Raw genomic sequence first — 25,231 nt, 5'->3', positions numbered from 1 at the left:
GATTATTGTTTAGAATGCACCGGCCCAAGCCTTCCCAAGCCCGAAATCAGGTGACTTGCCGCACAGGCTACCGTGAACCCATGCAAGATTTTGTTAAGTATGTAACATCGTGAAAACATTAAGTGCGGAAGAGGCAGAACGCCTCGTTTCACAGATCAGCAGCCAACATGGGTTTATCGACTACACCGACGCCGGCAGGCAACGGCGGATCATTACGGCGTTCCCGATAAAGCATTGGCCGATACCCAAAGATGCACTCGCCTTTTCATGCCTGGCGGAAGAGCTGGATCAGGCGTGGGCGGGACTGGCCCAAGAGCAGGGCCGGGAATTGGCAGGCGGCATCATGGGCACGTTGTTCTACGAAGCTGGAAACCACACGGTGCCGGGATTCTCCGGCGAGGCCAGCGCGGGGGACTATGGCTATGTCGGGCTCTACCTCTGGCAACTGACGCTGGATGTTTCGGGTGCCAATTCGCCCAGGCTCGATTTTCATCCCGAGTGTGACGACCGAACCCGTGAACGGGTGCTGAACCTCACCGGCGAAAAGCCGACGCGCCCTACTCCTTTTCACATCAGCCCGGGATTTACAGCCGACCAACCCGCCGAACACTACCGCAATGGCGTATCCCGGGTGCTTGGCTATATCCATGCCGGGGATTGCTATCAGGTCAACCTGTCCAACAAGTACACCGGCGGCTACCAGGGCGACCCGTACACAGCGTTCCGGGCTTTGTGCCAGGCCGTTCCGGTCCCCCACGCTGCGTACATCAACGCTGGTTCCTATCAGGTCCTCAGCATTTCACCAGAGCTGTTCCTGAGCATTGAAGATGGCAACAGGGTCATCAGCAAACCCATCAAGGGTACCCGGCCCCGGGATCTGAACTCGCCGGAGAACGACCAGCGGATTGCCGAATCCCTGGCCGCCGCTGAAAAGGACCGGGCCGAAAACCTGATGATCGTGGACTTGATTCGCAACGACCTGTCGCGATTCTGCGAGCCGTTTTCCGTCTCGGTGCCACAGCTTTTCAGTATCGAGAGCTATGAAAACGTCCATCAACTGGTCAGCACGGTGGAAGGCCGGCTGCAACCAGAGAACACACCGTTTAAAGCCCTTCTCTCTGCCTTCCCCGGGGGCTCTATCACGGGTGCACCCAAACGCAGGGCGATGGAGATCATCGACGACCTGGAACCCCATCGTCGCGGGCCCTACTGCGGCTCGGTCTTCCGTTGGGATTTTTCCAATAACCTGGAGAGCAATATCGCAATCCGAACCCTGATGACGGATTCGGAAGGAAAGATTCACTGCTGGGCGGGATGTGGCATCGTCGCGGATTCAGACCCGGATGATGAGTACCGGGAATCCGTGGACAAGGTTCAGAAGCTGATGAGCGTACTGGAAGCGCTATAGAGAGCAAATTGCAAAGGAGGAAAAGCCAGGACAAAGAGCTTGCCCCGGCCTCTTGTCCGCGCTATCCGTTATGGATGGCGCTGGCCTTCAGGAACTCGCCCTTAAGCTCTTCAAACGTATGTACCGCCGGGAACTGGGGGAACTCCTCGATCACGTTCTTCGGCGCATGGAACAGGATGCCCGCTTCCGCCTGGCCCAGCATGGTGGTGTCGTTGTAGGAATCACCCGCCGCAATAACACGGTAGTTCAGCAGCTGGAAGGCACGCACTGACTGACGCTTGGGGTCACGCTGGCGTAGCAGATAATCGGTAATCCTGCCGTCTTCGTTTACTTCCAGCTTGTGGCACAGCAGTGCCGGATAGCCCAGCTTGGCCATCAGCGGCATGGCGAATTCATAGAAGGTGTCGGAAAGAATCACCACCTGGAACCGCTCCCGCAGCCAATCCAGGAACTCCCGTGCGCCGGGCAGTGGGTCCAGCTCGCCGATCACTTCCTGGATCTGCGGCAGGCCATAGCCGTGTTGGTCCAGCAGTTTCAGGCGCTGCTGCATCAGTACGTCGTAATCGGGAATGTCGCGGGTGGTCGCCTTGAGCTCCTCAATGCCGGTTTTTTCCGCAAACGCGATCCAGATTTCCGGGATCAATACTCCTTCAAGGTCAAGGCACGCGAGTTCCACAATGGTCTCCTGATAGTTGAACGCTGGTCAGCCCGGCGAAGGCCGCCGGGGATTGGAATCAGGCGGTATGATAAGAAAAACCGGGGCGGAATGCATCGTACATCTGTGCGGCTATAACGATATACTCCCCCATTCCTTCAGACTGTTGCCGGTTAATGGTAGATTTATCACACATTTACACTCCAGGTGATCCTTTCAAATGACGGACATTGCACAGTTACAGGCCGAGCTTGAAGGCGCGAGCCCCAGGGCTATCCTCCAGGCCGCTCTGGCGAAGTACGACAACATTGCCATTTCCTTCAGCGGTGCGGAAGACGTCGCACTGATTGAGTTGGCCCATAAGCTGACCGACAACCTTCAGGTATTCACCCTGGATACGGCGCGCCTTCACCCGGAAACCTATCAGTTCATTGATCGGGTCCGCGAGCACTATGGCATTAACATTGAGGTGATGTTCCCCGATGCTGCGGAAGTGCAGGATCTGGTCACCCGCAAGGGCATGTTCAGTTTCTATGAAGACGGCCATGGCGAATGCTGCGGTATCCGCAAGGTCAATCCGTTACGGCGAAAACTGGCCACGGTTGATGCGTGGATTACCGGCCAGCGCAAGGACCAGAGCCCCGGTACCCGCAATGACGTGCCTGTGGTACAGATTGACGACGCCTTCTCTACGGACGAGAAAACGCTGGTAAAGTTTAATCCGCTGGCGAACTGGAGCTCGAAGGAAGTCTGGGACTATATCCGTATGACGGAAGCCCCCTACAACAAACTGCACGAAAAGGGCTTTGTCAGCATTGGCTGCGAACCCTGCACACGCCCTATCCTGCCAGGACAGCACGAGCGCGAGGGCCGCTGGTGGTGGGAAGAAGCCACGCAGAAGGAATGTGGCCTACACGCCGGAAACCTGATTGCCCGCGAATAATCTTTCCCGGGCCGTCAGTAGGTCGGTAGATCGATGTCGTTGAACAGTTCCTCGATCTCCGCCCTGCTGCCCTGGTGAGTCACGGCCTCATCCACCCGCTCACGGGTCAGGTGTGGTGCAAATCGCTGGATGAAATCGTACATATAACCGCGCAGGAACGTCCCCTTGCGGAAGCCAATCCGGGTCACGCTCGGACGGAAGAGTTGACTGGCGTCCAGGCAGACAAGATCGGGGTCATTCTGCTCGTCGAACGCCATGCTGGCGATGATGCCAACCCCAAGACCCAGCCGCACATACGTCTTGATCACATCGGCATCGGCGGCGGTAAACACCACTTTTGGGGTCAATCCGTGAGCCTGGAACGCCTCGTCCAGCTTCGAACGGCCGGTAAAGCCAAACACGTAGGTGACCAGCGGAAATTCGGCAAGATCCGGCAACGTCAGTTCGGATTTCTGCGCCAAAGGGTGATCTTTCGGCACAATGATGCTCCGGTTCCATTTGTAGCACGGCATCATGATCAGGTCGTTGAACAACTCCATGGCCTCGGTGGCAATGGCAAAATCCACCGCGCCATTGGCGGCCATTTCTGAAATCTGCATGGGAGTTCCCTGGTGCATGTGCAGGGACACCTCGGGGTAGGACTCGATAAAGCCCTGAATGATCGGCGGTAGCGCATAGCGGGCCTGGGTATGGGTGGTGGCAATGCTCAGGTCGCCCTTGCGCTGGTTACTGAACTCCTGCGCAATCTTCTTGATACCTTCCACACGGCGCAATATCTCACCGGCCTCACGGATGATGATCTCGCCGCCCGGTGTGATACGGGTGAGGTGTTTGCCGCTGCGGGCAAACACTTCCAGGCCCAGTTCGTCTTCCAGAAGACGGATCTGCTTGGATATTCCCGGCTGTGAAGTAAAAAGACTCTGGGCAGTGGCGGATACGTTGAGATCATGGTGCGCAACTTCCCAGATATAGCGCAACTGTTGTAATTTCATCTACCCTGTCGCTCCCCATAAGGCCCGGTACAGACCGGGCATGTATACGCTGCTCTTATTAGAAGAATACGCATAAAAACGTGATTTTTCATTCTTATTGAGTATACAGAATCCCTTCCAACACAGTTTAGACCAAAAACGCCAGAACGCAGCATGACGACAGCGTCATTTGTCTTTGCGGCCCTTGACTTAACTGTGACAAAGCACACAATCCGTTATCGAAACATTTACGGGCATTCAGGGAAACGATGCTGTTAACCACCAAATTCCTCAGACCAACCGCGGATCCCCGTTCGGTACAACGGGATCGCCTGAGCGCCCTGCTGCAGCCGGACGGTGCCAAGCGGTTGAATCTGGTGGTGGCACCAGCGGGTTTTGGCAAGACCACACTGGTCAGCCAATGGTGCTCCCAGTCACCGTCTACCGTTGCCTGGCTATCCCTGGATGAGCATGATGACGAGCCCCGCCGATTCTGGCAGTACGTGGTGGGGGCGTTTGAACACAATGGCCTCGCAGGTCTGGAGCAATGCCGTCAACAACTCAGCCATTGCAGCCTCCAGGAACTGGAAGGCCCCATTACCGGGCTGATTAACGTTCTCGCCGCCGATGGCGCACCCTGGTCGCTGGTCCTGGACGACTATCATTTTATCCGCGACCCACAATTACAGCGCCAGGTGTCATATTTCATGGACTACCTGCCGCCAGGGGTCCTGGTGACCCTGGCATCCCGCACCGAACCAGCCCTGCCGCTTTCACGCTGGCGGGTGCGCCGCTGGGTGGAGGACATACACCCGGGGCTGCTGGCATTCTCCGAGGAGGAGTGCCAGCGCTTCTTCCACGACACCATGGGGCTCGAACTCTCCGAGCAGGAAATTCGCAGGATCTGCAGTAAAACTGAGGGTTGGGTTGCCGCCATGCAATTGTCCGCGCTGTCCGGCGGCAGCATTGACGATCAAAAACCTGGAACGGGTCACCAACGCATCGATTTGGACGAGCGCCGCATCAGTGATTATGTGCTGACAGAGGTGCTGGAGCAGCAACCTGCGCCGGTGCGCGACTTCCTGCTCGACACCGCCTGCTGTCCCCGGCTGTGTGCCTCACTCTGCGACGCCGTTCGCGGCACCACCAACAGTCAGGTCCTGCTGGAACAGCTGCTGCGTGAAAATCTGTTCCTGATCCCGCTGGATACCCACAATGAATGGTTCCGTTATCACGACCTGTTCCGGGACGCGCTGTTACAACGGGTGAGACAGTTCAAACCGGAAGATACCGAAAAGCAATGGCAGCGAGCAGTCCACTGGTTACTGGTCCATGGCCACGTTCAGGAAGGCATTTCCCAGATTGTCCAGCATCAGGACTGGCCCTGGCTCGCAAAGGTACTGGCTGAACACGGCAACAACCTGATCCACGGCGGTTTTCATCTTCCGGTGCTGAGCTGGCTGGATTCCCTGCCCGCCAACACTCTGCAGGACAGCCCACAACTGTTGATGCTGAGAGTGTGGGCGCTGTTTTTCGCCAACCGGGTAGACGTGCTGGAGCCCCTCCTGGGCGAACTGGAAGACATGCTCGACCAACAGGTGGCCGATTCCCACCCCGATGCCGAGGGCGCCCTGGGCCTGCAGAGTGAGATTTCACTGATCCGCTCTTATCTCGCGCGATCAAAAAGCGACGATAAAAGCGCCAGCGACCTGACCCAGCAGGTATTGCGTGACATTGACCACACCCGCATCCCCTTGAAATCCGTGACCTATTACGGAGTCGGACTGGACTATTACGGTAAGGGGGACCTGGCAGCCGCCGAGGACGCCCTGACCTCCGCTGTGCGTTATGGGGAACTGGAGCGCAAACCCAGTACCGTACTCTCAAGCGGCGGCCTGCTTGCATGGATTCAGTACAACCGCGGAGATATCGACGAAGCCCTGGATACCTGCACCCGTGTGCGGCAATGGGTCGACCAGCACCACAGCGACCCACGCCAGCCCATGTTAATTTCATGCTGGCAAAACAGCGCCCTGATCGAGATTTACCGGGAGAGAAACGAACCCCAGTTGGCCGCCTCCTACCTGGCCCCGCTGCTGGACCATGTCAACAATGGCACCGAACCGGGGCAGCACGTGGTTATCCAGTACGTGCGTGGCCACCTGGCCTTCAGTGAAGGGCGCTACCAGGAAGCGATGGAAGCACTGGAAGATGCCGCCAGCGTTGCAAGACGTCGTCGGGACCACATCCTGTTCGAGCCTCCAGCATGCTCCGCCATGCTGGCTCGTTGCTATCTCGCCACCGGTCATCTGGATCTGGCGAAAAAATGGGTGCAACAGGTGAGCACTGACCGGTTCACCAATCCGCTGAACCGGGAACAGAACCAAATTAGCATCGCCCGTGTTCAGGTGGCGCTGGGCCGCCCGGGCGACGCCATGGCAACTTTGGCCCCCCTCCGACTCAGCGCAGAGCAGGATCAGCACTACCGCCATCTGGTGGAAATCCAGTTGGTCTACAGCGAGGCGCTGTTCGCCGAAGGTAAAACGATAGAAGCGGAACAGATGCTGGCCCAGGCCGTCCAGCGGGCATCAGAGGCCGGATTCATGCGCCTGCTTGCGGAGGAGAGTCCTACCATCCGCCAGCTGTGTAGAGCGCTGCCGGTTCTCAAGGCGCCGGGCCGCTGGAACAGCCGGGTCACAGCCATGCTCTCGGAACTGGCAGAGGCAGAAACCGCTGAAACAGAGCCGGAAGACTCGCAGAGGGATACGCAGGCAGCCCCGGGCAACACAGATCTCCCCGAACCCCTGAGTCAGCGGGAACTGGAAGTGCTGGATCTCATCAATCAGGGCCTCGCCAACAAGGACATCGCAAACACGATGGGGGTGGCGCCTACCACCGTAAAAGCCCACATTCGCAACCTTTACGGCAAGCTTGCAGTCGGATCCCGCACCGAGGCGTTGGCAAGAGCAAGGGAACTTCGGCTACTGGCCTGACTCTTGACTCACTGAAGCTGTCTTTCGGGCAACTTTTGTGACGCGCATCACACTTTTGTCGAATTTTATACGCCCACTACGCCCTTTGGACGATCCGGATACGCCCCCTCCTCCCTTACTATGCTCCCAACGCTGAGGGAAACCTCGGTAAGATTTCTGAAACTTCAGGCCTTCAGACTTCTTGTTCCGCGTTGTTTCGACGCCCGGGTTCGATAAGGACCCACTCTATAAGAGCCACCCACATGGGTTGGCTCTTTTTTTATGGCTCTCTTTTTATCAGGGCTCTATTGATCAGGGCTCTATGATTCGCCGGAAAGGCGGTAATGCGTCCAACAACAACTGCCCGTATCGACGGGCGATGATGCGACGATCAAGGATGGTGACGCGGCCGGTGTCCGACTCGGTCCGTAGCAGGCGACCAACGGCCTGCACCAGTTTGATGGAGGCGTCGGGTACGGTTATTTCCATGAACGGGTTACCGCCGCGGTGCGTCACCCATTCCGCCAGGCTGGCTTCGATGGGATCATCCGGTACCGAAAACGGCAGTCGGGTAATCACCACATGGCTCAGGTACTTGCCAGGCAGGTCAATGCCCTCTGCAAAACTTGCCACACCGAACAACACACTGGGCAGCCCCTCATCTACACGGCTGCAATGGCGGCGCAGGACCTCGCCCTTGGCCATATCGTCCTGAGTGGTGATCAGATCCGGGTATTCCGGCACCAGGGCATCCCGCACCAACTGCATCTGGCGCCTGGAGGTAAACAGTACCAGTGTCGCCTTCTCCCCGGCCCACAAGGCCGGTAGCCGCGACACCACCTGGTCCGTAAAGCTATCGTCCGTGGGCATGGCGGTCATGGCCGGCACTTCCACGGTTGCCATTTCGCCATAGCGGAAGGAACTGGGCACCACCACGAAGCGGCTGGCTTCGGGCAAACCTGCTCTGGCCTTGAGCCGATCAAAGCGCCCAAGGGCGGTCAGGGTTGCACTGGTCAACACAGCGCCATAGGCCCGCGACCAGAGCCTGGAATAAAGCAGATTATCCGCCAGCACCGGGCTACTGTAGAGCGTAATGTCTTCCGCGTGTTCCCAGCGCTGTCGCACCGACCAACGGGCGGCCGGTGGCCCGGACCGCTTCTTAGGCTCAGGCGCTGATTCCTCACCTTCTGCCGGCTCACTGGCCGGTTGGCCCGGATTATCACACCACGCGACCCACAACCGCAGTTGGTCCTCAGCACGGCTGTGGAACGATCCAATCACCGGATACCAGGATTCCGCCGTATCGCGGTCGACATCGCTGGCCTTGCGTTCATCGAAGGCCGTCTGTAATTCGTCCACCATCACACCAAGCTGGCGAACCAGGGTGGCCGTCGCCACCCGGGTTTCCACCGCCAGGCCGGCAAGCACCTCGGGCAATTCGCCCTCCGGGTAGCGCCACTGGGCGGAGCGTCGCTCCTCATTGAACTCCCAACCGGTATTCTGTTCGGCCTCGTCGTATACCCTCGTCAGACATATATCCACTTCACGGGAGGCGGAACTGATCCTGTCGATGGTCTTCGCGGCCTGGGTGCCGGGCGTGAGGAACGGCTGCATCTTTCCCAGTGCCTGGGATAGCTGCTTGAGCCATTGCCGCGTGGCATTCAGCGGCACCGACGCCGCAAAGTGATTCAGTGCCTTGTCCGGCAGGTGATGTGCCTCATCAAAGATAAACAATGCATTTTCCGGCTCCGGCAGAATGGCACCACCGCCAAGGGCAAGGTCTGCCAGCACCAGGTCGTGGTTAGCCACCACGATGTCGGCATCATCGAGGTCTTTTCGGGCGTCGAAGAAGGCACAGCTGTCGAAATAGCTACAGTGGCGATTGGTACATTGACGATGGTCGGTGGTGACCTGGCGCCAGATGTCATCGGGTATCTGATCCGGCCAATGGTCGCGATCACCGTCCCACTTCCGGGACCCGTAACTGGCCAGCATGTCTTCAAAATAGGCCCGGGTGCCGGGTTCTTCCTTGCCGGGCCCATCCAGCAGGAACAGCGGCATGGTATCGCTGTCGCCGTTACCCTCGTCATGCAGGCGAGCTTCGAGACGAGACATACACAAGTAGCGGCCACGACCTTTGGCAAGGGTCCAGGTAAAATCCAGTTTGCTGTGCTTTTTCAGGTCCGGAAGGTCTTTGTGGACGATCTGATCCTGCAGGGCAACGGTCGCTGTTGATATCACCAGTGTCTTGCCAAGGGCACGGGCCACCGGAATGGCGGCAATCAAATAGGCCAGGGTCTTGCCCGTGCCTGTGCCCGCCTCCACCACGCAGGTGCCGGCTGGAGAGGTGCGCTGGCCGTCATTCTCGGTGATCTCGCCCATGTAGCGGGCAATCTCGGCGATCATCAGGCGCTGGCCATAGCGGGCACGGATGTCCTTGCCGGCCAACACGTCACGGTAGGTCTGCTGAATCTGCTGTTTGACGTCCTCGGTGAGTGCCATCAGTCGGGGCTCACCCAGTTGCGAACCACACCCACCCGGAAGCGACGGCCATCCATGCTCAGCTCCACGCCTTCCTCGGTAATCCGTTCGACAGTGATACCGGAAAACGACTCTCCGGGGCGCAGGTAGTTGTCATTGATCATGACCCGGCGGGCCGACGGCTCGGACGCATAGATATGGCTGTTAAAAATCAGGTCTGGCACCCTTTTCTGGAAGGAAAGTGGAAGCTCTACAAGGTGCGGCGCCGTCTGTGCGGTGACACCGTCCCGCTCGCTGGGATTGACAGCACTTGGCGTTCGCGGCGTGGGCACAATCACCGTGGGTCGCTCCCGCTCATTCTCGTCACCGGTTTCCGCTACCGCATCCACTGGAGAGTCGGTATTCGCTCCCGGTGTTGGAATCTCGATAGCACCCTCGAGCGTGTCACGGGTCGGCGGCGATTGTACACGTTCGGGCGTCGATACCTGGCCCGCAGGTTCCGGCTTGTCATCAACTATAACCGGTTCAACGGTGGGTGTGGGTGCGGGCGCAGCCACGCCAGCCGACGGGATTGTTTGATCCGTCAGGGAAGCCTGACGCCCCTGGGGCCAGAAGATCCAGGCCAATACAGCCGCGTTGAGCACCAGCCCCAGCGCAACCCACACCAGAATCGGAATCGATTTTTTCCGTGGTTTGTGGATCAGCTGTACCTGCTGGCCAAGGTCCGGAATCCGACCCTGCCGTCTTTCAGTTTCGGATTTGCGGAGAGCATCAAGGATATAGGACATGTCAGTTCACCATCCTTCCGGACGTCAGCCGGGGCACGGCAGATTCCAGGTCGTTATTCATCTGGATGATGGTCATGGCACCGGCAATGCCATCGACCGTCAGGCCTCTTTGCTGCTGGTACCAGCGGACCTGCTCTTCGATCGGCATACGGTTGACGCGGCTCTCTTCCTGCCGGCTTTCGGCGTATCGGCTGGCGAGCTCCATCATTCTTGAGCCCATCCAGATCTGCTCGGCCACCCTTTCATTACCCTGAGCACTACCGGACGCATCGCCCAAAATGTAGGCGGGCGCTTCCCAAAGTACGGTAAATTCGCCAAACCAATAGGGCTCCAGGCTGGAGAAGGTGACCTCCCGGCGACCACTCGGGAGTTCGATAGTGGCGCGATTATCCTGGAGGCCGCTCAGGACCGCATAGTGACTGTCCCCATTGCCGTTGCGAAGCTGAAGTATCGCCGGCCGGTCCAGAAACTCCAGGCTTCGGCGTGCACCCTTGTTCTGCAGGCAACGCAGTCCCTGCCCCTCGGCAAACTCACACGCCACTGGGCTTTCCGAGGCGCGGTATTCCAACCCCCATAGTTCAAACAGCTCGCGAAAAGCCACTGGCAAAGAGATGGTCTGGTCCGGGAACTCAAATTCGGGCAGTGGTTCCTCCTCGCGTGAGTCACTGGTCTGCTCACTGGCTTCGGGAAGCTTTTCCGACAACTCGACAACAGGCATATCCAGCTCGACCCGTTCGATGGCGCCAGTAAGGGACCTTCCCTGATTTTCGGCGACAGCATCGGGCTCGGGTCCACCGCTCCCCGGAAGCCCTATGAACAGCCACGTGGTCATGATGATGGCCATCAGCAGGGCTGCAGCCAACATCAGCGCATGGGACTTTCGAGACTGCCCAGCGCGCCTGGGCAGATTCTGGCCGTTCACTTCCCGGGCAGCGTTACGGATATGGGGAGCAGTGATCTGGTGCTCGCCTTCGGCGTAGGCGCCCAGCAATGCACGGTCACTGATCAGGTTAATCAGTCGCGGTACACCATGACTGGCGCGGTACAAAGCCCGGATCGCGCGATCAGTAAAGATCTCGCCCCGGAGGCCTGCCACGCTGAGCCGGTAACGCAGGTAAGCCTCTATCTCTGCTCGACCCAGGGCGTCGAGGTGATAACGGGCCGTTACCCGCTGATTTAACTGGCGGAGCTCTGGTAGCCCCAGAATCTCCTGCAGTTCAGGTTGTCCCAGCAACACAATCTGCAGCAGTTTTTTCTCAGCGGTTTCGAGATTGGTCAGCAATCGGAGCTGTTCAAGCACTTCGGCGGACAGGTTCTGGGCTTCATCAATCATCAGAACCTTATGGCGGCCCGCTGCATGGGCCTTGAGCAGGTCATCGTTGATCAGTCCCACCAGTTCCTTGATGGATGATCCGACCGGATGGGCAATCTCAAGCTCATCGCAGATGGATGACAACAGCTCACGGGCAGACAACCTGGGATTGAGGATCAGTGCAATGTCTACATGATCCGGCACATTCTCGATGAAACAGCGGCTGACAGTGGTCTTGCCCGTGCCGACCTCTCCGGTGATCACGATAAAACCGCCCTGCCCCTGTACGCCATACATCAGATGCGCCAGCGCTTCTTTATGGCGTTCGCTCAGATACAGATAGCGGGGGTCCGGGGCTATCGAAAACGGGGGCTCCCGAAAACCGAAGAAATCGTAGTACATGCGTGTCCAGTCAGGTGCTCAGGCGGAGCTTGCGGGAGCCGCCATCGGGCTCCCCGGCTATCGCGGTATCATACCGCCCGGCTCCCGGGGCTGTCATCTCATGAAGCGCCGGAATCCGCATTGCTTACCAGTCTCAGTTCGGCTGTGGAGCGGCGCTGTTCGGATTTCAACCGGCGAATGCATCGCTCCAGGGTTTTGGAGATTCTGGCGTGGGAGCGAATCATCGAAATCTTGGGCCAGGTCGCACGCTCGCCCTGCAATATCATCTCCCGGACCCATGCCGGATCGGGGTTGGATAACATGCGACGGTAGTCACGAAGACGATACGTCGGCGAGATGGTGACATCCCCGGAATAGCGCTGTCCCATAATGGTGTACATCTGGCCCGCTACCTGCCGAAGCATTTCCGGCTGAACGCGTTTTCGCAGATAATCGAACAGGCCCTGGCCATGGAACTGGATTTCCGATTTCAGCAGGTGCATCGGCAGATTGGCGACATTGATCTTTTCATCCCGGCCTCGCCGGTTCAGAAAAGGCACCACATGGGGGTTGGTCTGGCTGACAATGGTGAAGTTCACGTCGTAAAGGTGCATCAGCCGTTCGATGGGCAAGTCGCTGACCACCGACCCGTCCACGAACTTCAGCCGCGACATGTAGGGCAGCACGTTGCCCTGAATGTCCTTCTTCATCAGCGGTACCGGCGGGAAGATGCCCGGCACTGCCGCGCTGGCCAGCACGGCACTCCAGACCAACAGATAGGGTGACGTGTAGCCACACAACAAACGGGCTTTCTGGTGGGTCTGGACCGGTGACACACTGACGTTGATGGAACGCCCGGTCTTCTGGAACGCTTCCTCAAAGGTGTATTCCCCGATATTGGCACGCAGGCACGCCTTTAACTGCTCCTGATCCATCAGGCCGTCACCCCGGATGGCACTGAACAGCCCTCGCCATTTCCAGGCCCTCATGTCGTGGTTTTCAGGCACCAGCATGTCCGGTATGTCCGCATCGCTGTGGACACCCAGTATGCCAGCGATAATGGCGCCGATGCTGGAGCCGGCAATGACCTGCGGCAACAACCCTTTTTCCCAGAGTGCCTTTATAACGCCGAAATGGAACATGCCCAGCGTGGCACCGCCGCTGAGCAGCAAAGCCGGGCGGCCATAACTGGTCAGGGTATCGCGGAAGAACTGCAGCTTCTCGGCCACTGGGAATCCCGGCACCTTGGTGTCGCACAGGAAATCCAGCGATTCGCACACCTGGGTGATGTACTCATCGATCAGATGCTTGGTGCCAACCCGGGAGCGGGTATACAGGGCCGTATTGCCCATATTGCCCAGGTCGTGATGAAGCCCTTCTCTCAATGCACGCTTCAGGCGCTCGAAATCATTCTGATGCCGGTAGGTGCGGAGGTTGCTGAGCCGGTCGTAGATGAGCTCGTAATGGTAAAGGTCGGAGCCAAACTCCTCTTTCCACTCCACATTGCCCTCAAGGAAATCCAGCTCCAGCGCTGCAGCCTTCCAGACTTCGTAATTGGGCGCCTCCGCCAGCATCTTGCGGAATTTCCGGATACGGTCATCAACCATCTGGTAAACCTCCGTTGTTCCAGCCGATTCGATGCGTCAGAAATCCTCGAGCATCAAATCCTCATCGTCATCGCTGGCAAATGGATCGTCTACGGTTCTGCCATCGTTGATCAGGTAAGCCCGCCGTTGCAGGTACGCGTTCCTCACGAACGTATAGCCGTCACCTGAGATGAACCCTTCCGCAGGGATCAGATCGGCACGCTTGTCAACAATCTGAAGCGCCCTCGCATAATAGACATCCGGCGTTTCAGCCAGGTCCCAGGCTGAGGGCAACAACAGGTTGTCGGATACAAACCCACCAAAGTCCCGGGGATTCGAAGGCCCCAAAAACGGCAGCATCAGGTAAGGTCCAGAGCCCGTGCCCCAGTAGCCCAAGGTCTGGCCAAAGTCTTCTGGACGCTCAGGCAAATCGAACATGGTAGCCACATCAATCAACCCGCCCAGACCAAAAACCGTATTGTAGGTAAACCTACCCGCCGCCACGACGGCAGACTCTCCCTTCAATTGGAAGATACTGTTGGCGAAGTTACGTATTTCAGTCAGGTTGTTGAAGAAATTGGTGACAGCACGGTCCGCAAAGCCTGGCATGACGGTGCGGTACCCTTTCGCAACAGGGCGGAGGAACCAGTTGTCGATGGTTTCGTTGAAGCCATAGACCTTCCGGTTCCAGTCCTCATAGGGATCGACCTCGCTCGGAGGGGCATCAAGCTTTCGTTCTGCCATGTCAGGATCGACTGGCTGCACGGTTTGCGCGACCGCATTGCCTGAAAACAGGCAGATAAAAATCAGGGCGCCGATTGCTGGGTGCCGGAAAAAAATGTCTCTCATCGTCAGACCTGAGGTTGTTAAAACTGTTACTGTTCGTCGAAAATACCGGCGCTCTGCTTTTTTATTATTAACCCCTTGCTTCAGGAGTAGCCCCGATGTCAGTACCCGGGAATCTGGTTAGCACACTCTCCATGCCTTTGCGCTGGGGAGATATGGACGCATACGGCCATGCCAACAATACGGTTTATTTCCGCTTTTTCGAGGAAGCCCGCATCACCTGGCTGGCGTCCCTGGAGCTGGGCGCGGAAAACGACCCCGACGGTCCGGTCATTATAAAGACCAGCGCCACCTTTCTGAAGGAACTGGCCCATCCGGCAACGGTTGAGGTCAGAACATACGCCGACAAAGCCGGCAATACCAGCCTCGATACCTATCATACGCTGACCGATACCGAGACCGGCACACTCTACGCGGAAGGCTATGCGAAAATTGTCTGGTTTGACCGCACCAAACGCACGTCGATGGCGCTGCCTGACAAGCTCAGGGCGTTGGCGGCCAGTTAAGACCGCCTATCGCCACCCCAGACCCTATCGGCGGCGAACCACAACGCTGCCGATGGAATAGCCTGCACCAAACGAACAGATCACGCCCAGTTCACCAGCGCCAAAGTCGTCCTTGTGTTTGTGGAACGCAATGATCGAGCCAGCGGAGCTGGTGTTGGCGTACTCATCCAGAATGACCGGCGCCTCTTTCGTGTCCGCGTCGCGCCCCAACACCTTGCGGGCGATCAGTTGGTTCATATTCAGGTTGGCCTGGTGCAGCCACATTCGCTTGAGGTCATCTGGCGACAACGACAGGCTGGACAGCTGTTTGAGGATCGTTTCCGCCACCAACGGCGACACTTCCTTGAACACCTTGCGCCCCTGTTGCACGAACAGCTTGTCCGGCTTGTTAATGCCCTCTTTATCGCCCCGATTCAGGAAACCAAAGTTGTTGCGAATGTTATTGGAGTACTTGGTCAGCAGGCTGGTTCCAAGAACCTCAAAACCCTGCCCTTCCGCAACATCGGCGTCTCTTTCCACCAGGATGGCGGTGCAGGCATCGCCAAAAATGAAGTGGCTGTCCCGGTCACGGAAATTCAGGTGGCCGGAGCAGATTTCCGGACTAACCACCAGCACCGCCCTGGCCGTGCCATTCTCTACGGCGTTCGCCGCCGCCTGCAGCCCAAAGGTCGCGGAACTGCACGCCACGTTCATGTCGTAGGCAAAGCCCTCGATGCCCAACGCGTCCTGAACCTCAACAGATATAGCCGGGTATGGGCGCTGCATGTTGGAGCAGGCGACAATAACCGCATCAACATCGGCCGCAGTCTTGCCGGCCTGTTTGAGCGCCTCTTCGCAGGCTGAAAGCGCCATCTCGCATTGCACCGAGGCTTCTTCGTTGGGTCGGTCCGGTATGTTCGGGCACATCCGTTCAGGGTCGAGTATGCCCTGCTTGTCAATCACGTGGCGACGCTTGATGCCGGACGCTTTTTCAATAAAAGCGGACGAAGACGGTTGCAGGGGCTCAAGATCGCCACTGGCAATATCGTCAGCATGACGTGCGTTGTGAAGTTCGACGAAGGCATTGAATGCCTCCACCAGTTCTTCGTTGGTAATGGTTGCTGGCGGTGTGTACAACCCGGTCCCGCTGATAACGGCTCTAATCACGCTAACCCCACGTCATAGTTGTAAAAACAAACAATCTAACTGCACCAATATTGACCAAATACTAACACAGTCTAAACGTTTTGCCCGCAAACGTGACCGGCTTACACGCGCGTCTGCTCCCACTGCCTGTCGAGGCGCTTGACCGATACCGGCACGGCCGTGCCCAGCTGTTGTGCAAAGAAAGAGACCCGAAATTCCTCAAGCATCCAGCGATAGAGCAATAGCTCCGGGTCCCTTACCCCCTGACGTTGCTGCTCATCGCGTTTGCTGGCATAGCGGGACCAGAGCGGCTCCATGGTGTGCAGGAACTCCCGCTCCCGCCCGAGCTCCCTGGGCATTTTCTCGAAGCGGATGCTGGCGGCCTCAAAGTAGCGTCCAAAATGGGCAAGCCATTCCGGCGGCGTGGCAACAATAAAACCCGGATACACAAGATTTTGCAGCTGAAACTTCAAGTCCGCCATACTGTTCGCGAGCGCGAGGTTGATTTTGCCCTTGAGCTGTTTCATCACGCCATGATAGCCCGTCATGGCCTGGTGTAGCCGCTCGTCAGCCTGCTCAAGTGCCGGTACGAATTCCGCCCTCCCGGCGTTAAACGCGTTCTCGAACGCGTTGTTGTCCCGGGGTACGTCATCGGGCACAAAATGCTGCATCGCCGTGGCCAGCAACAGGTCATCCAGCAACACCCGGGCTTTGCCCACCGGCGCGAACATCAACGCCGATGACTTGAAGTTCGGCAACTTCCGCTCGATGTCCTCCAGCGTATTGCCCAGCCGAATCAGTATCAGTCGCGCCACCGCTTTGCGAGTTGCATCCTCCGCCGTAAGCCGGTCCAGGAACCGTGTCTGGCGCACGGAATCCCCCGTGTCTTCCAATGCCGGGTATACGGTGACTTCCATACCGCCTTTTTCGGTCCTGACAGATTCGGGCAGCGACCCGAAATCCCATCGCGTTGACGCACTCGCAGCCTCGGTCGAGGGCTCCCTGCGTGTTGCCGAAGACAACGCAGCTTCTGCCCGCCCTTCCAGTTCGCTTTGCAGCTTTTCGGTTTCCCGCCCCTCGGCGATGGGCTTGCCCGCATCATCAACAACCCGAAGATTCATTCTCAGGTGCTTCGGCAGATCCTCCTGTGGCCAGGCATCGGCGTCAATCCTGACACCCGTCATTCGCCGGAGCTGTTCGCCCAGCTGCAGCGCCAATGGCTCGTTTGAAGCCTGAAGGTTTTCCAGAGCCGCATCCACGAAATCCGGTACCGGTACAAAGTTGCGCCTCAACGCCTTCGGAAGGCCTTTGACCAGTGCGATGCACTTCTCCCTCAAGAGCCCCGGCACAAGCCATTCAAGCCGCCGCGCCGGAAGCTGTTTCAGGGCCATCACCGGTGCCTGGAGCGTAACGCCATCGCGCTCACTGGTGGGCTCGAACTCATAACTCAGGGGATATCTCACCCCTTCCCACTCCAGGTAGTCCGGATACAGTGAGCCCGCCTGCTCATCCACCGGGCGCTGGAGGATATCGGCCTCCGTCAATTCCATGTCACGGAGCTGGTCAGCACTCAGCTGCTTCCACCAGCTTTCGAAATGCCGGCCGCTAACAATGTCCGCTGGCAGCCGCTGGTCATAAAACGCCACCAGCACTTCGTCCTCAACCAACAGGTCCCGCCGCCGCGTTTTGCGCTCCAGGTTTTCAACGGTGTCCAACAGTTCGCGGTTACGGGCAATAAAGGGCGCCTTGGACTGGTAGTCGCCTTCCACCAGGGCACGGCGGATGAACAGGTTGCGACACTCCTCCGGGTCCACCTTACTGTAGGGAATACGGCGTTTGGCAATAATGTCCAGGCCGTAAAGACTGACCTTTTCATAGCCCATGACCTGGCCACGTTTCTGTTCCCAGTGGGGTTCGAAGAAGTGATGCTTCACCACATGCCCGGCCAGGGGCTCGGTCCACTCCGGCTCAATCTTCGCCACCACCCGCGCAAACACGCGGCTGGTTTCGACAATTTCCGCCGCCACAATCCACTTCGGGCCGGTTTTCGACACTTTTGAGCCCGGAAAGATCATGACCTTACGGTTGCGGGTGGCCAGATACTCCTTCTTTTCAAGCTTCACCGCCACCTGGCCCAGCAAACCCGCAAGAATGGCTTTGTGCAAAGACTCGTAACTGGCCGCATCTCTGTTCAGTTTCAGTTTCTGCTCACGGCAAATCAGCGTCAGTTGCCGGTGAATGTCGCGCCACTCCCGCATCCGCATCCACGACAGAAAGCTCTTCTGGCAGACCTTTTTTAGCTGATTCTGGGACAGTTCCTGGCGCTGTTCCTCGTAGAAATTCCAGATATTCAACAAGGTCAGGAAATCCGACTCCTTGTCGTTGAACGGCGCGTGGGCCTGATCGGCAGCCTGCTGTTTGTCCTGGGGGCGCTCTCTCGGGTCCTGAACGCTCAGGCCGGCAATGATCACCAACGTTTCTGCCAGACTGCCCTGTTCCGAGGAGGTCACCAGCATGCGCGCCAGCCTTGGGTCCAGCGGCAGGCGTGCCATGGTGCGGCCAAGGTTTGTCAGACGGCGCTTGTCATCAACGGCTCCAAGCTCTTCGAGCAATTTGTAGCCATCGTTGATCAGGCGACGGTCCGGTGGCTCCAGGAACGGGAAATGGCGGATATCCCCAAGCCCCGAGGTGGTCATCTGCAGAATAACCGAGGCCAGGTTGGTGCGCAGGATCTCCGGGTCGGTGTACTCGGGCCGGTTGATGAAATCGGTTTCGTCGTAAAGCCGGAAACAAATCCCCGGAGCAACCCGGCCACAGCGCCCGGCACGCTGGTTGGCGCTGGCCTGGGACACCGGCTCAATGGGCAGGCGCTGGATTTTGGAACGTACGCTGTAACGGCTGATACGGGCCACGCCGGTGTCGATGACATAGCGTATGCCGGGCACGGTCAGGGAGGTTTCCGCGACGTTGGTGGAGAGCACGATCCGACGCCCCCGGTGGCCCTGGAATATCCGGTTCTGTTCCTGGTTACTGAGCCGAGAATATAATGGTAGAACTTCGGTATGGCGCAGCTCGGCGTGTCGCAGTACCTTGCTGAGGCTGCGAATTTCCCGCTCGCCGGGCAGGAATACGAGTACGTCGCCCGGTGGCTGCTTTTCTGCACGTTCGTGCTGTTCGATTTCCTCCATCGCACGCAGCACGCCATCCGTCCAACCCTGGTCCCGATCGTCCTCATCGCCAGTGAGAGGACGGTAACGCACATCTACCGGATAGGTTCGCCCGCTGACTTCGATGACCGGCGCGCCACTAAAGAACTCGCTAAAGCGTTCCACTTCGATGGTGGCGGAGGTGATGATGACCTTCAGATCAGGCCGTTTCGGCAACAGTTGCCGCAGGTAGCCCATCAGAAAGTCGATATTAAGGCTGCGTTCGTGGGCCTCATCAATAATCAGGGTATCGTAACGATCCAGGAACCGGTCGTGCTGGACCTCCGACAGCAGGATGCCATCGGTCATGACTTTGACCCGCGACTGGTCGGACGTGGTGTCGGTAAAACGTACCTGATACCCCACCTGCCCGCCAGTCTGCTCTCCAAGCTCTTCAGCAATACGACCGGCTACGGTACGGGCGGCAATCCGGCGGGGTTGGGTGTGGCCGATCAGCCCGCGAATACCCCGACCGCTGTTCATGCAGATCTTGGGGATCTGGGTGGTCTTACCGGAACCGGTTTCGCCGGCAATAATCACCACCTGGTTCTGTTCAATGGCCTCACGGATATCATCGACCCGTTCAGACACTGGCAGCGATGACGGAAAGGTGGCCGGCTTATGCAATGCCTGGCGTTCCGTGACACGCGCCTGACCCCGATCGAGCCATTGCGCCATCTTCTCCAGGTCCTTTTGCCCCGGACGCCCTTTTTTCCGGGCGACCAACTTGTGAATACGGGCGGCTTCCAACTGGTTGCAGGCATCCAACTGCTCCATGATGGCTTTTACGGCGGCCTTGCTGTCTGGCGTATTCGTGGACTGTTCCGGGGGGGCTTGCGTCATCGGTCCGTTTTACCGTTGTTGGATCTTGGATACCCGGTTCGCTTCGGGCGTGGCGACAGTCTAACGATATCCCGCGCCTCATTAAACGGAAAAACCCCGCCGAGGCGGGGTTCACATCATCCGTTCGGGGCGATTAAACCGCCCGCACGAACCGGTTACTTGCTGTTGGCTTCGTCACGCAGCTCGCGCCGCAGGATCTTGCCTACGTTGGTCTTCGGCAGTTCATCGCGGAACACGAAGGATTTGGGGACCTTGTAAGCGGTCAGGCGTTCGCGGCAGAACTCTTTCAGTTCATTTTCAGTAACACCTTCCGCGGTTGCCACCAGGTAGACCTTAACCGCCTCTCCACTCTTGTCATCGGGAACACCGACAGCGGCACACTCAACCACTTTCGGATGACCACTGACCACGTCTTCTATCTCATTGGGGAAGACGTTGAAGCCAGACACGATAATCATGTCCTTCTTGCGGTCGACGATGCGGATGTAGCCATCCTCCTGGATAAGGGCAATGTCACCCGTCTGCAGGAAACCGTCGTCAGTGAAGGACTTCTGGGTGTCTTCCGGACGCTGCCAGTATCCGCGCATCACCTGTGGCCCCTTCACACACAATTCGCCGGGCTCGCCAAGAGGCGTTTCGTTGCCGTCGTCGTCGATGGTTTTGATTTCGGTGCCGGGAATCGGCAGGCCAATGGTGCCAAGCTGGATCGCGCTGTTCGGATTGAAGGTGACAACCGGAGAGGTTTCAGTCATGCCGTAACCTTCACTGATTTCACACCCTGTAACACGCTGCCACATCTTCGCGGTGTCGCTGGTCAGCGCCATGCCGCCGGACGACGTCAGTTTCAGGGCACTGAAATCCAGGGCCTTGAATTCTTCGTTGTTGCACAGCGCCACGAACAGCGTGTTCAGCCCCAGGAATGCGGTGAAGCGATGGTTTTTGAGCTCTTTCACAAACCCGGGGATATCACGGGGGTTCGGGATAAGAACGTTGTGGGCGCCAGCTTCAAGCATGATGCCGCAGTTCAGGGTGAACGAGTAGATGTGGTAAAGCGGCAGCGGAGCAATAACCACTTCCGTGCCTTCCTCCACCGAATCTTCCATCATCGGCCGAGCTTGCAGGAGGTTGGCGACCAGATTGCCGTGGGTCAGCATCGCGCCCTTGGCCACACCGGTGGTGCCACCGGTGTACTGCAGAACGGCGATGTCGTCTTTCTTGCACTCCACCGGCGAGAATTTTTCCCTGGCCCCTGCACTGAGCACCGCCGGGAGTTTGTGAGCCTGGGGCAGGCTGAATGCCGGCACCATTTTCTTCAGGTGCTTCACGGCGGCGTTCATCAGCGTACGCTTCAGCGGCGAATGCATGTCGGCAATTTCGGTAACAATGACATGCTCGATGCCGGTATGAGGAAGCACTTTCTCTGCGTTATGAGCCATGTTCGCCAGCACTACAAGCGCCTTGGCACCGGAGTCATTGAACTGGTGTTCCATTTCGCGAGTGGTGTACAGCGGGTTGGTATTCACCACGATCAGGCCCGCGCGCATGGCCCCAAACACTACGACAGGGTACTGGGACACGTTGGGCATTTGCACCGCAATCCGGTCGCCCGGCTTGAGGTCGGTCTTGTTCTGCAGCCAGGCGGCAAAATTCCGGCTCTGGGTGTCCAGGTCGCGATAGGTGAGCGTGGCGCCAACGGCACTGAACGCGGGGCGGTCAGCGTACTTGTTCACGGCCTGATCAAATACGTCAACCATGCTACTGTATTTATCCAGGTCTACGTTCAGGGACACGCCAGCGGGGTATTTGTCCTGATAGAACTGCTCAAAATCCATCACCATCTCCTGTTTGGCATTTGTGCTTATAATGTTTACCAATGTCGTTTTGGTCAAAAAATCAACCAGACAAAAGTATCAGCCTCGAAAAGTCGGGAGAGAATAGCAGTTTTGTGAACGATGAGGTAGTTTTCAAAGCAGAACTGTAGCGGTTGCAGCCACCAACCTAATCACACCAACACTGGAGCCCATCATGAGCGACACTTTGGACACGCTTGAGAACATCACCTACGACGAACTCCAGGAAGGCGACTCCGCAACCTATGTGAAAACACTGACCGAGGACGAACTGGTGTTGTTCGCTGCTGTCTCCGGAGATGTGAACCCGGTCCACCTGGATTCGGAGTTTGCCGCCGACTCCATGTTCCAGGAGCGGATTGCCCATGGCATGTGGAGCGGCTCACTGATTTCCGCGGCCCTGGCCACCGTGATGCCGGGCCCCGGCACCATATACCTGGAACAGAGCCTGGCTTTCAAGCGCCCGGTAAAGCTGGACGACACCCTGACGGTGACATTGACAGTACTGGCCAAGGAACGCAAAAACCGCGTAACCCTATCCTGCGATGTCCGCAATCAGAACGATGAGCGGGTTGTGACCGGTGAGGCGAAAGTGATCGCCCCTACCCAGAAGATGTCCCTGAGCAAGCCACAGCTACCAAAAATTACCATAGCGCACTAGCGTATACGGGCCACTGAATTAACCCGGCAGGAAATCGATGGGGAATCGCACCGTCCTGGGTTCCACATCGTCCTCGCCGAAATTGAACAGGCGCACGCGCATGGCAATGCGTTGCTCCAGGCTTTGATTGCCCAGCTCGGAGCTCACCACCTCGCAACGCGATACTGACCCATCCGGTTCGATCACCAATTCCAGCATAACCTTACCTTCCAGCGTCGGGTCCTGACGCAGCTCGCGTCGGTAGAGGGAGTAGAGTGACGTTTTCTGGGCGTCGAACACCTGGCGGATGTTGCTCATGCCCCGCTGCCCCGGTCCGCCGGTGGGCTCCGGCGCAGCTTCTGGCGCTGCTTCCTGCGCCACCTCCACGTTACGAACCTGATGGCCAGCCACTGCCACCTCAGTTTCTGGCGCGGCTTCCCGAGTGACGCCGCCGCTGCCAGCAAGCGCCCTGCCGGGGTCAGTTTCGGCACCGAACAGATCTCCATCGCCGCTTGCGGTCTCGGCATCGACGTTGGCCGCCAGGGTGTCCACGGCGTCCGGCTCTGGCGCCCGCATACTGGCAAGTTGGTCCTGCATTGCCATCAGACCCGATCTGGAGGCGGTTTCACGCGCCTGCTCGACCGTTTGGGAAGGAGCGGGTGTCGGGCGCACAGGCTCGGGTGGGGGCACCTCTTCAGCCAATTCCGGCTCCACCGCTTTGGGTTCTGTACTTTCAGGTTCGGGCTCGGGCTCAGATTCCGGAGCCGGCTCGGGTTCAGGTTCAGGTTCAACCTCAGGCACTGGAATCGGCTTTGGCGCCTCGCGTTGCTCTACCAGTCGCGCCAACTGGGGCGGAATCTTCTCCGCCTCGCTGCGGTCGGGTTCCGGAAGCTGAAACGCCGGAATAAGCAGCGCAGGAGGCAGAAAGACCGCCACCATCACCAACAATGCCAGCACAAAACGGCGGTTTTCTCCCTTTTCCGCGCCCCATGGCAACCCGGATGAAAGGTGTTTGGTCGCGAGATTGTTGGGAGAGAGGTTCTGACGCTCAGCCATTGCCGACCTCCTTCGCCGACTCAACAGCCAGCCGGACCTGCCGGAAGTCTTCATCGATGCAGGTTTGCATGATCTTTCTCAATAACCGGTAGTCGGTGGCGCGCCCTGCCATTATGGTCACCTCATGACCCTGCTCCGGCACCTGGCCCCTCCGGTTACGCACCCAGGCAAGCTCATCCGCCAGCCCACCGATGGTGCTGTCCCCGGTTTCAATGCCATCCAACCGTGCAACTTCCCGGCCCTGCACGAGAATGGACCGTCCGATTACCTGGACCATCAGGGTTTCGACCGCCTCCTTGTCCGCGGTCGATTGCGGCAGTGGGACATCGGCCGTGTTCTGCATAACCTTTACATCGGACGAGTTCACCATCAGGAAGAACACCAGGATCGTGAAGATGTCCATCAGGGACACCAGATTCAGGCCTCCCGGGCGGTGCATACGGCTGTAGTGGCGCTGGATACGACGGGCACGGCGGGAGGTCTTCATGCACCCTCCCCTTCGACCGATAACGTCCGGTTTTCAGGTGCGTCTGCCAGTGCCACATCCGGGAAAAGCTCTCCCTTCACCACACTGGCCGCAACAACTGCCGGATAGGAGCGGAGCGTATCCATCGCAGTCACCAGAGTCTGATAGTCGATGTCCGGGCTGACCTCCAGAACGATGTCAGTCTTCTCCGGCACCCGCTTCTTGATCTGCTTGAGAGTTTCCCTCAGGCCGTCGAAGTCCTGTTCCCCCTCAATCAACGGCAGGGTCCGGATCACGCCTCTCTCACTGTCCAGCACTTCCAGGCCCTGGGGTATCAACGCCACCACCAGCCGCAGTTCATCAGCCTGTGGCGCCTCACCCGACTCCATCCCGGGAAAGTCGAGCTCAATCATACGAATCTGGCTAAAGACCATGCCCAGCAGCAATACCGGGACTAACACGATCATCAGATTCAGGAATGGCGTGATATCCAGTTCCGGATTGCTGACAAGCCTGCGATGTTTTCGTCTCATGCGGCAAACCCTGGCTCAGGCGGATTGGGGGGCGGGCTGCTCGGAGATAATGTTCAGCAGCTTCACCCCGGCCATCTCGAAACTGTCGACGATTTCATTGGTACGGGTCTGAAGCAGTGCATGAAACATCAACAGGGGAATGGCCGACATCAGCCCGAACGCCGTGGTATTCATGGCAACGGAGATACTTTCCGACAACAGCGACGCCTTCTGGGACGGATCTGCAGCGGCCACTGCCGTAAACGCGGCGATAAGGCCGATGATCGTGCCCAACAAGCCCAGGAGTGTCGCGATGTTGGCCAGGGTTGCCAGGTATTGGGTACGTTTCTCAAGACGGGGCAAGACTTCCATCAACCCCTCTTCCATGGCGTACTCAACATCTTCGCGGGAGTGATTATTCAGTAGCCGACCAATGCCAGCGCTCATGATCGACGCGATGGCACTGTCAGAGCCTGTCGCGGCTTTCATCGCTCGCTGGTAATCCCGTTTCCTCAGCAGCGGCAGTATGCCCTTTTCAAAGGCAAGCCGGTTCCGGCGGCGCACCGAAGCGAGATAGATGAAACGCTCAACGGTAATCGCCAGGCCGATGGCCAGCACAATGGCAATCGGGTACATGAAGGGACCACCTTCCTGAAAAAAACGAACAACAGTTTCCAGCATATT

At 58.1% G+C, this 25,231-nt stretch carries 19 protein-coding genes; 5 read left to right on the top strand and 14 right to left on the bottom strand.

The genetic code is table 11. The features are described from left to right. Positions 1-109 precede the first annotated feature (109 nt). Positions 110-1,408, top strand: a complete 1,299-nt coding sequence (pabB, locus tag ACTRWH_RS03135; protein ID WP_273623407.1) for an aminodeoxychorismate synthase component I — start codon at positions 110-112, stop codon at positions 1,406-1,408. Between the two features lie 61 nt (positions 1,409-1,469). On the opposite strand, the gene thrH is transcribed toward pabB, so the two are convergent. Continuing rightward, positions 1,470-2,084, bottom strand: coding sequence for a bifunctional phosphoserine phosphatase/homoserine phosphotransferase ThrH (thrH, locus tag ACTRWH_RS03130; protein ID WP_273623408.1), 615 nt, complete (start codon positions 2,082-2,084; stop codon positions 1,470-1,472). 199 nt (positions 2,085-2,283) lie between these two features. On the opposite strand from thrH, the gene ACTRWH_RS03125 reads away from it, so the two are divergent. Next, complete coding sequence (locus ACTRWH_RS03125) at positions 2,284-3,006, top strand: phosphoadenylyl-sulfate reductase (protein ID WP_273623410.1); 723 nt, start codon at positions 2,284-2,286, stop codon at positions 3,004-3,006. A gap of 14 nt (positions 3,007-3,020) precedes the next feature. On the opposite strand, the gene cysB is transcribed toward ACTRWH_RS03125, so the two are convergent. Further along, positions 3,021-3,998 (bottom strand): HTH-type transcriptional regulator CysB, encoded by a 978-nt coding sequence (cysB, locus tag ACTRWH_RS03120; RefSeq protein WP_036205465.1) that lies wholly within the window; start codon positions 3,996-3,998, stop codon positions 3,021-3,023. 248 nt (positions 3,999-4,246) lie between these two features. On the opposite strand from cysB, the gene ACTRWH_RS03115 reads away from it, so the two are divergent. Further along, a complete protein-coding gene (locus tag ACTRWH_RS03115) occupies positions 4,247-6,970 on the top strand; it encodes a winged helix-turn-helix domain-containing protein (protein WP_199480489.1) in 2,724 nt (907 codons plus the stop codon). Between the two features lie 291 nt (positions 6,971-7,261). On the opposite strand, the gene dinG is transcribed toward ACTRWH_RS03115, so the two are convergent. From dinG to ACTRWH_RS03090, 5 genes are all read right to left on the bottom strand, one after another. Then, positions 7,262-9,451 (bottom strand): ATP-dependent DNA helicase DinG, encoded by a 2,190-nt coding sequence (gene dinG, locus ACTRWH_RS03110; protein ID WP_091643854.1) that lies wholly within the window; start codon positions 9,449-9,451, stop codon positions 7,262-7,264. Then, on the bottom strand, positions 9,451-10,218 hold the full coding sequence (locus tag ACTRWH_RS03105) for a general secretion pathway protein GspB (RefSeq protein WP_462825884.1): 768 nt from the start codon (positions 10,216-10,218) through the stop codon (positions 9,451-9,453). Before ACTRWH_RS03105 ends, dinG begins: the two co-directional genes overlap by 1 nt. A gap of 1 nt (position 10,219) precedes the next feature. Next, a complete protein-coding gene (locus ACTRWH_RS03100) occupies positions 10,220-11,932 on the bottom strand; it encodes an AAA family ATPase (protein WP_036205460.1) in 1,713 nt (570 codons plus the stop codon). A gap of 98 nt (positions 11,933-12,030) precedes the next feature. Beyond that, positions 12,031-13,518, bottom strand: coding sequence for a DUF3336 domain-containing protein (locus ACTRWH_RS03095; RefSeq protein ID WP_462825883.1), 1,488 nt, complete (start codon positions 13,516-13,518; stop codon positions 12,031-12,033). A gap of 36 nt (positions 13,519-13,554) precedes the next feature. Beyond that, positions 13,555-14,346, bottom strand: a complete 792-nt coding sequence (locus ACTRWH_RS03090) for an MlaA family lipoprotein (RefSeq protein WP_041333267.1) — start codon at positions 14,344-14,346, stop codon at positions 13,555-13,557. A 95-nt stretch (positions 14,347-14,441) separates the two neighbouring features. On the opposite strand from ACTRWH_RS03090, the gene ACTRWH_RS03085 reads away from it, so the two are divergent. Continuing rightward, the gene (locus tag ACTRWH_RS03085; protein ID WP_075195252.1) at positions 14,442-14,849 is read left to right on the top strand and encodes an acyl-CoA thioesterase; all 408 of its coding nucleotides are present in this window, start codon (positions 14,442-14,444) and stop codon (positions 14,847-14,849) included. A gap of 24 nt (positions 14,850-14,873) precedes the next feature. On the opposite strand, the gene ACTRWH_RS03080 is transcribed toward ACTRWH_RS03085, so the two are convergent. The 3 genes from ACTRWH_RS03080 to ACTRWH_RS03070 form a co-directional block, all read right to left on the bottom strand. Next, positions 14,874-15,995 carry a beta-ketoacyl-ACP synthase III gene (locus ACTRWH_RS03080; RefSeq protein ID WP_462825882.1) on the bottom strand — a complete coding sequence of 374 codons (1,122 nt, stop codon included), beginning with the start codon at positions 15,993-15,995 and terminating at the stop codon, positions 14,874-14,876. A gap of 101 nt (positions 15,996-16,096) precedes the next feature. Further along, a complete protein-coding gene (gene hrpA / locus ACTRWH_RS03075) occupies positions 16,097-20,023 on the bottom strand; it encodes an ATP-dependent RNA helicase HrpA (protein WP_462825880.1) in 3,927 nt (1,308 codons plus the stop codon). 155 nt (positions 20,024-20,178) lie between these two features. Further along, complete coding sequence (locus ACTRWH_RS03070) at positions 20,179-21,855, bottom strand: long-chain fatty acid--CoA ligase (RefSeq protein WP_091641125.1); 1,677 nt, start codon at positions 21,853-21,855, stop codon at positions 20,179-20,181. Between the two features lie 193 nt (positions 21,856-22,048). On the opposite strand from ACTRWH_RS03070, the gene ACTRWH_RS03065 reads away from it, so the two are divergent. Further along, complete coding sequence (locus ACTRWH_RS03065) at positions 22,049-22,534, top strand: MaoC/PaaZ C-terminal domain-containing protein (protein ID WP_036205454.1); 486 nt, start codon at positions 22,049-22,051, stop codon at positions 22,532-22,534. A gap of 18 nt (positions 22,535-22,552) precedes the next feature. On the opposite strand, the gene ACTRWH_RS03060 is transcribed toward ACTRWH_RS03065, so the two are convergent. Genes ACTRWH_RS03060 through ACTRWH_RS03045 form a run of 4 tightly spaced genes read right to left on the bottom strand, consistent with a single transcriptional unit; the run spans position 22,553 to position 25,228 of the window. Then, entirely contained in the window at positions 22,553-23,569 is a 1,017-nt protein-coding gene (locus ACTRWH_RS03060) for an AgmX/PglI C-terminal domain-containing protein (protein WP_462825879.1), read from the bottom strand. Further along, a complete protein-coding gene (locus tag ACTRWH_RS03055) occupies positions 23,562-24,056 on the bottom strand; it encodes an ExbD/TolR family protein (protein WP_036205453.1) in 495 nt (164 codons plus the stop codon). The genes ACTRWH_RS03060 and ACTRWH_RS03055 overlap by 8 nt, the downstream gene beginning before the upstream one ends. Next, positions 24,053-24,568, bottom strand: a complete 516-nt coding sequence (locus tag ACTRWH_RS03050; RefSeq protein WP_036205451.1) for an ExbD/TolR family protein — start codon at positions 24,566-24,568, stop codon at positions 24,053-24,055. Before ACTRWH_RS03050 ends, ACTRWH_RS03055 begins: the two co-directional genes overlap by 4 nt. Before the next feature lie 15 nt (positions 24,569-24,583). Then, a complete protein-coding gene (locus ACTRWH_RS03045; protein WP_036205450.1) occupies positions 24,584-25,228 on the bottom strand; it encodes a MotA/TolQ/ExbB proton channel family protein in 645 nt (214 codons plus the stop codon). Positions 25,229-25,231: the final 3 nt, after the last annotated feature.

It is taken from the genome of Marinobacter sp. G5_S1_61_S3 (genome assembly GCF_054968585.1).
Note: the sequence above shows the minus strand (reverse complement) of the source record. Positions and strands in the feature narration are given on the sequence as shown.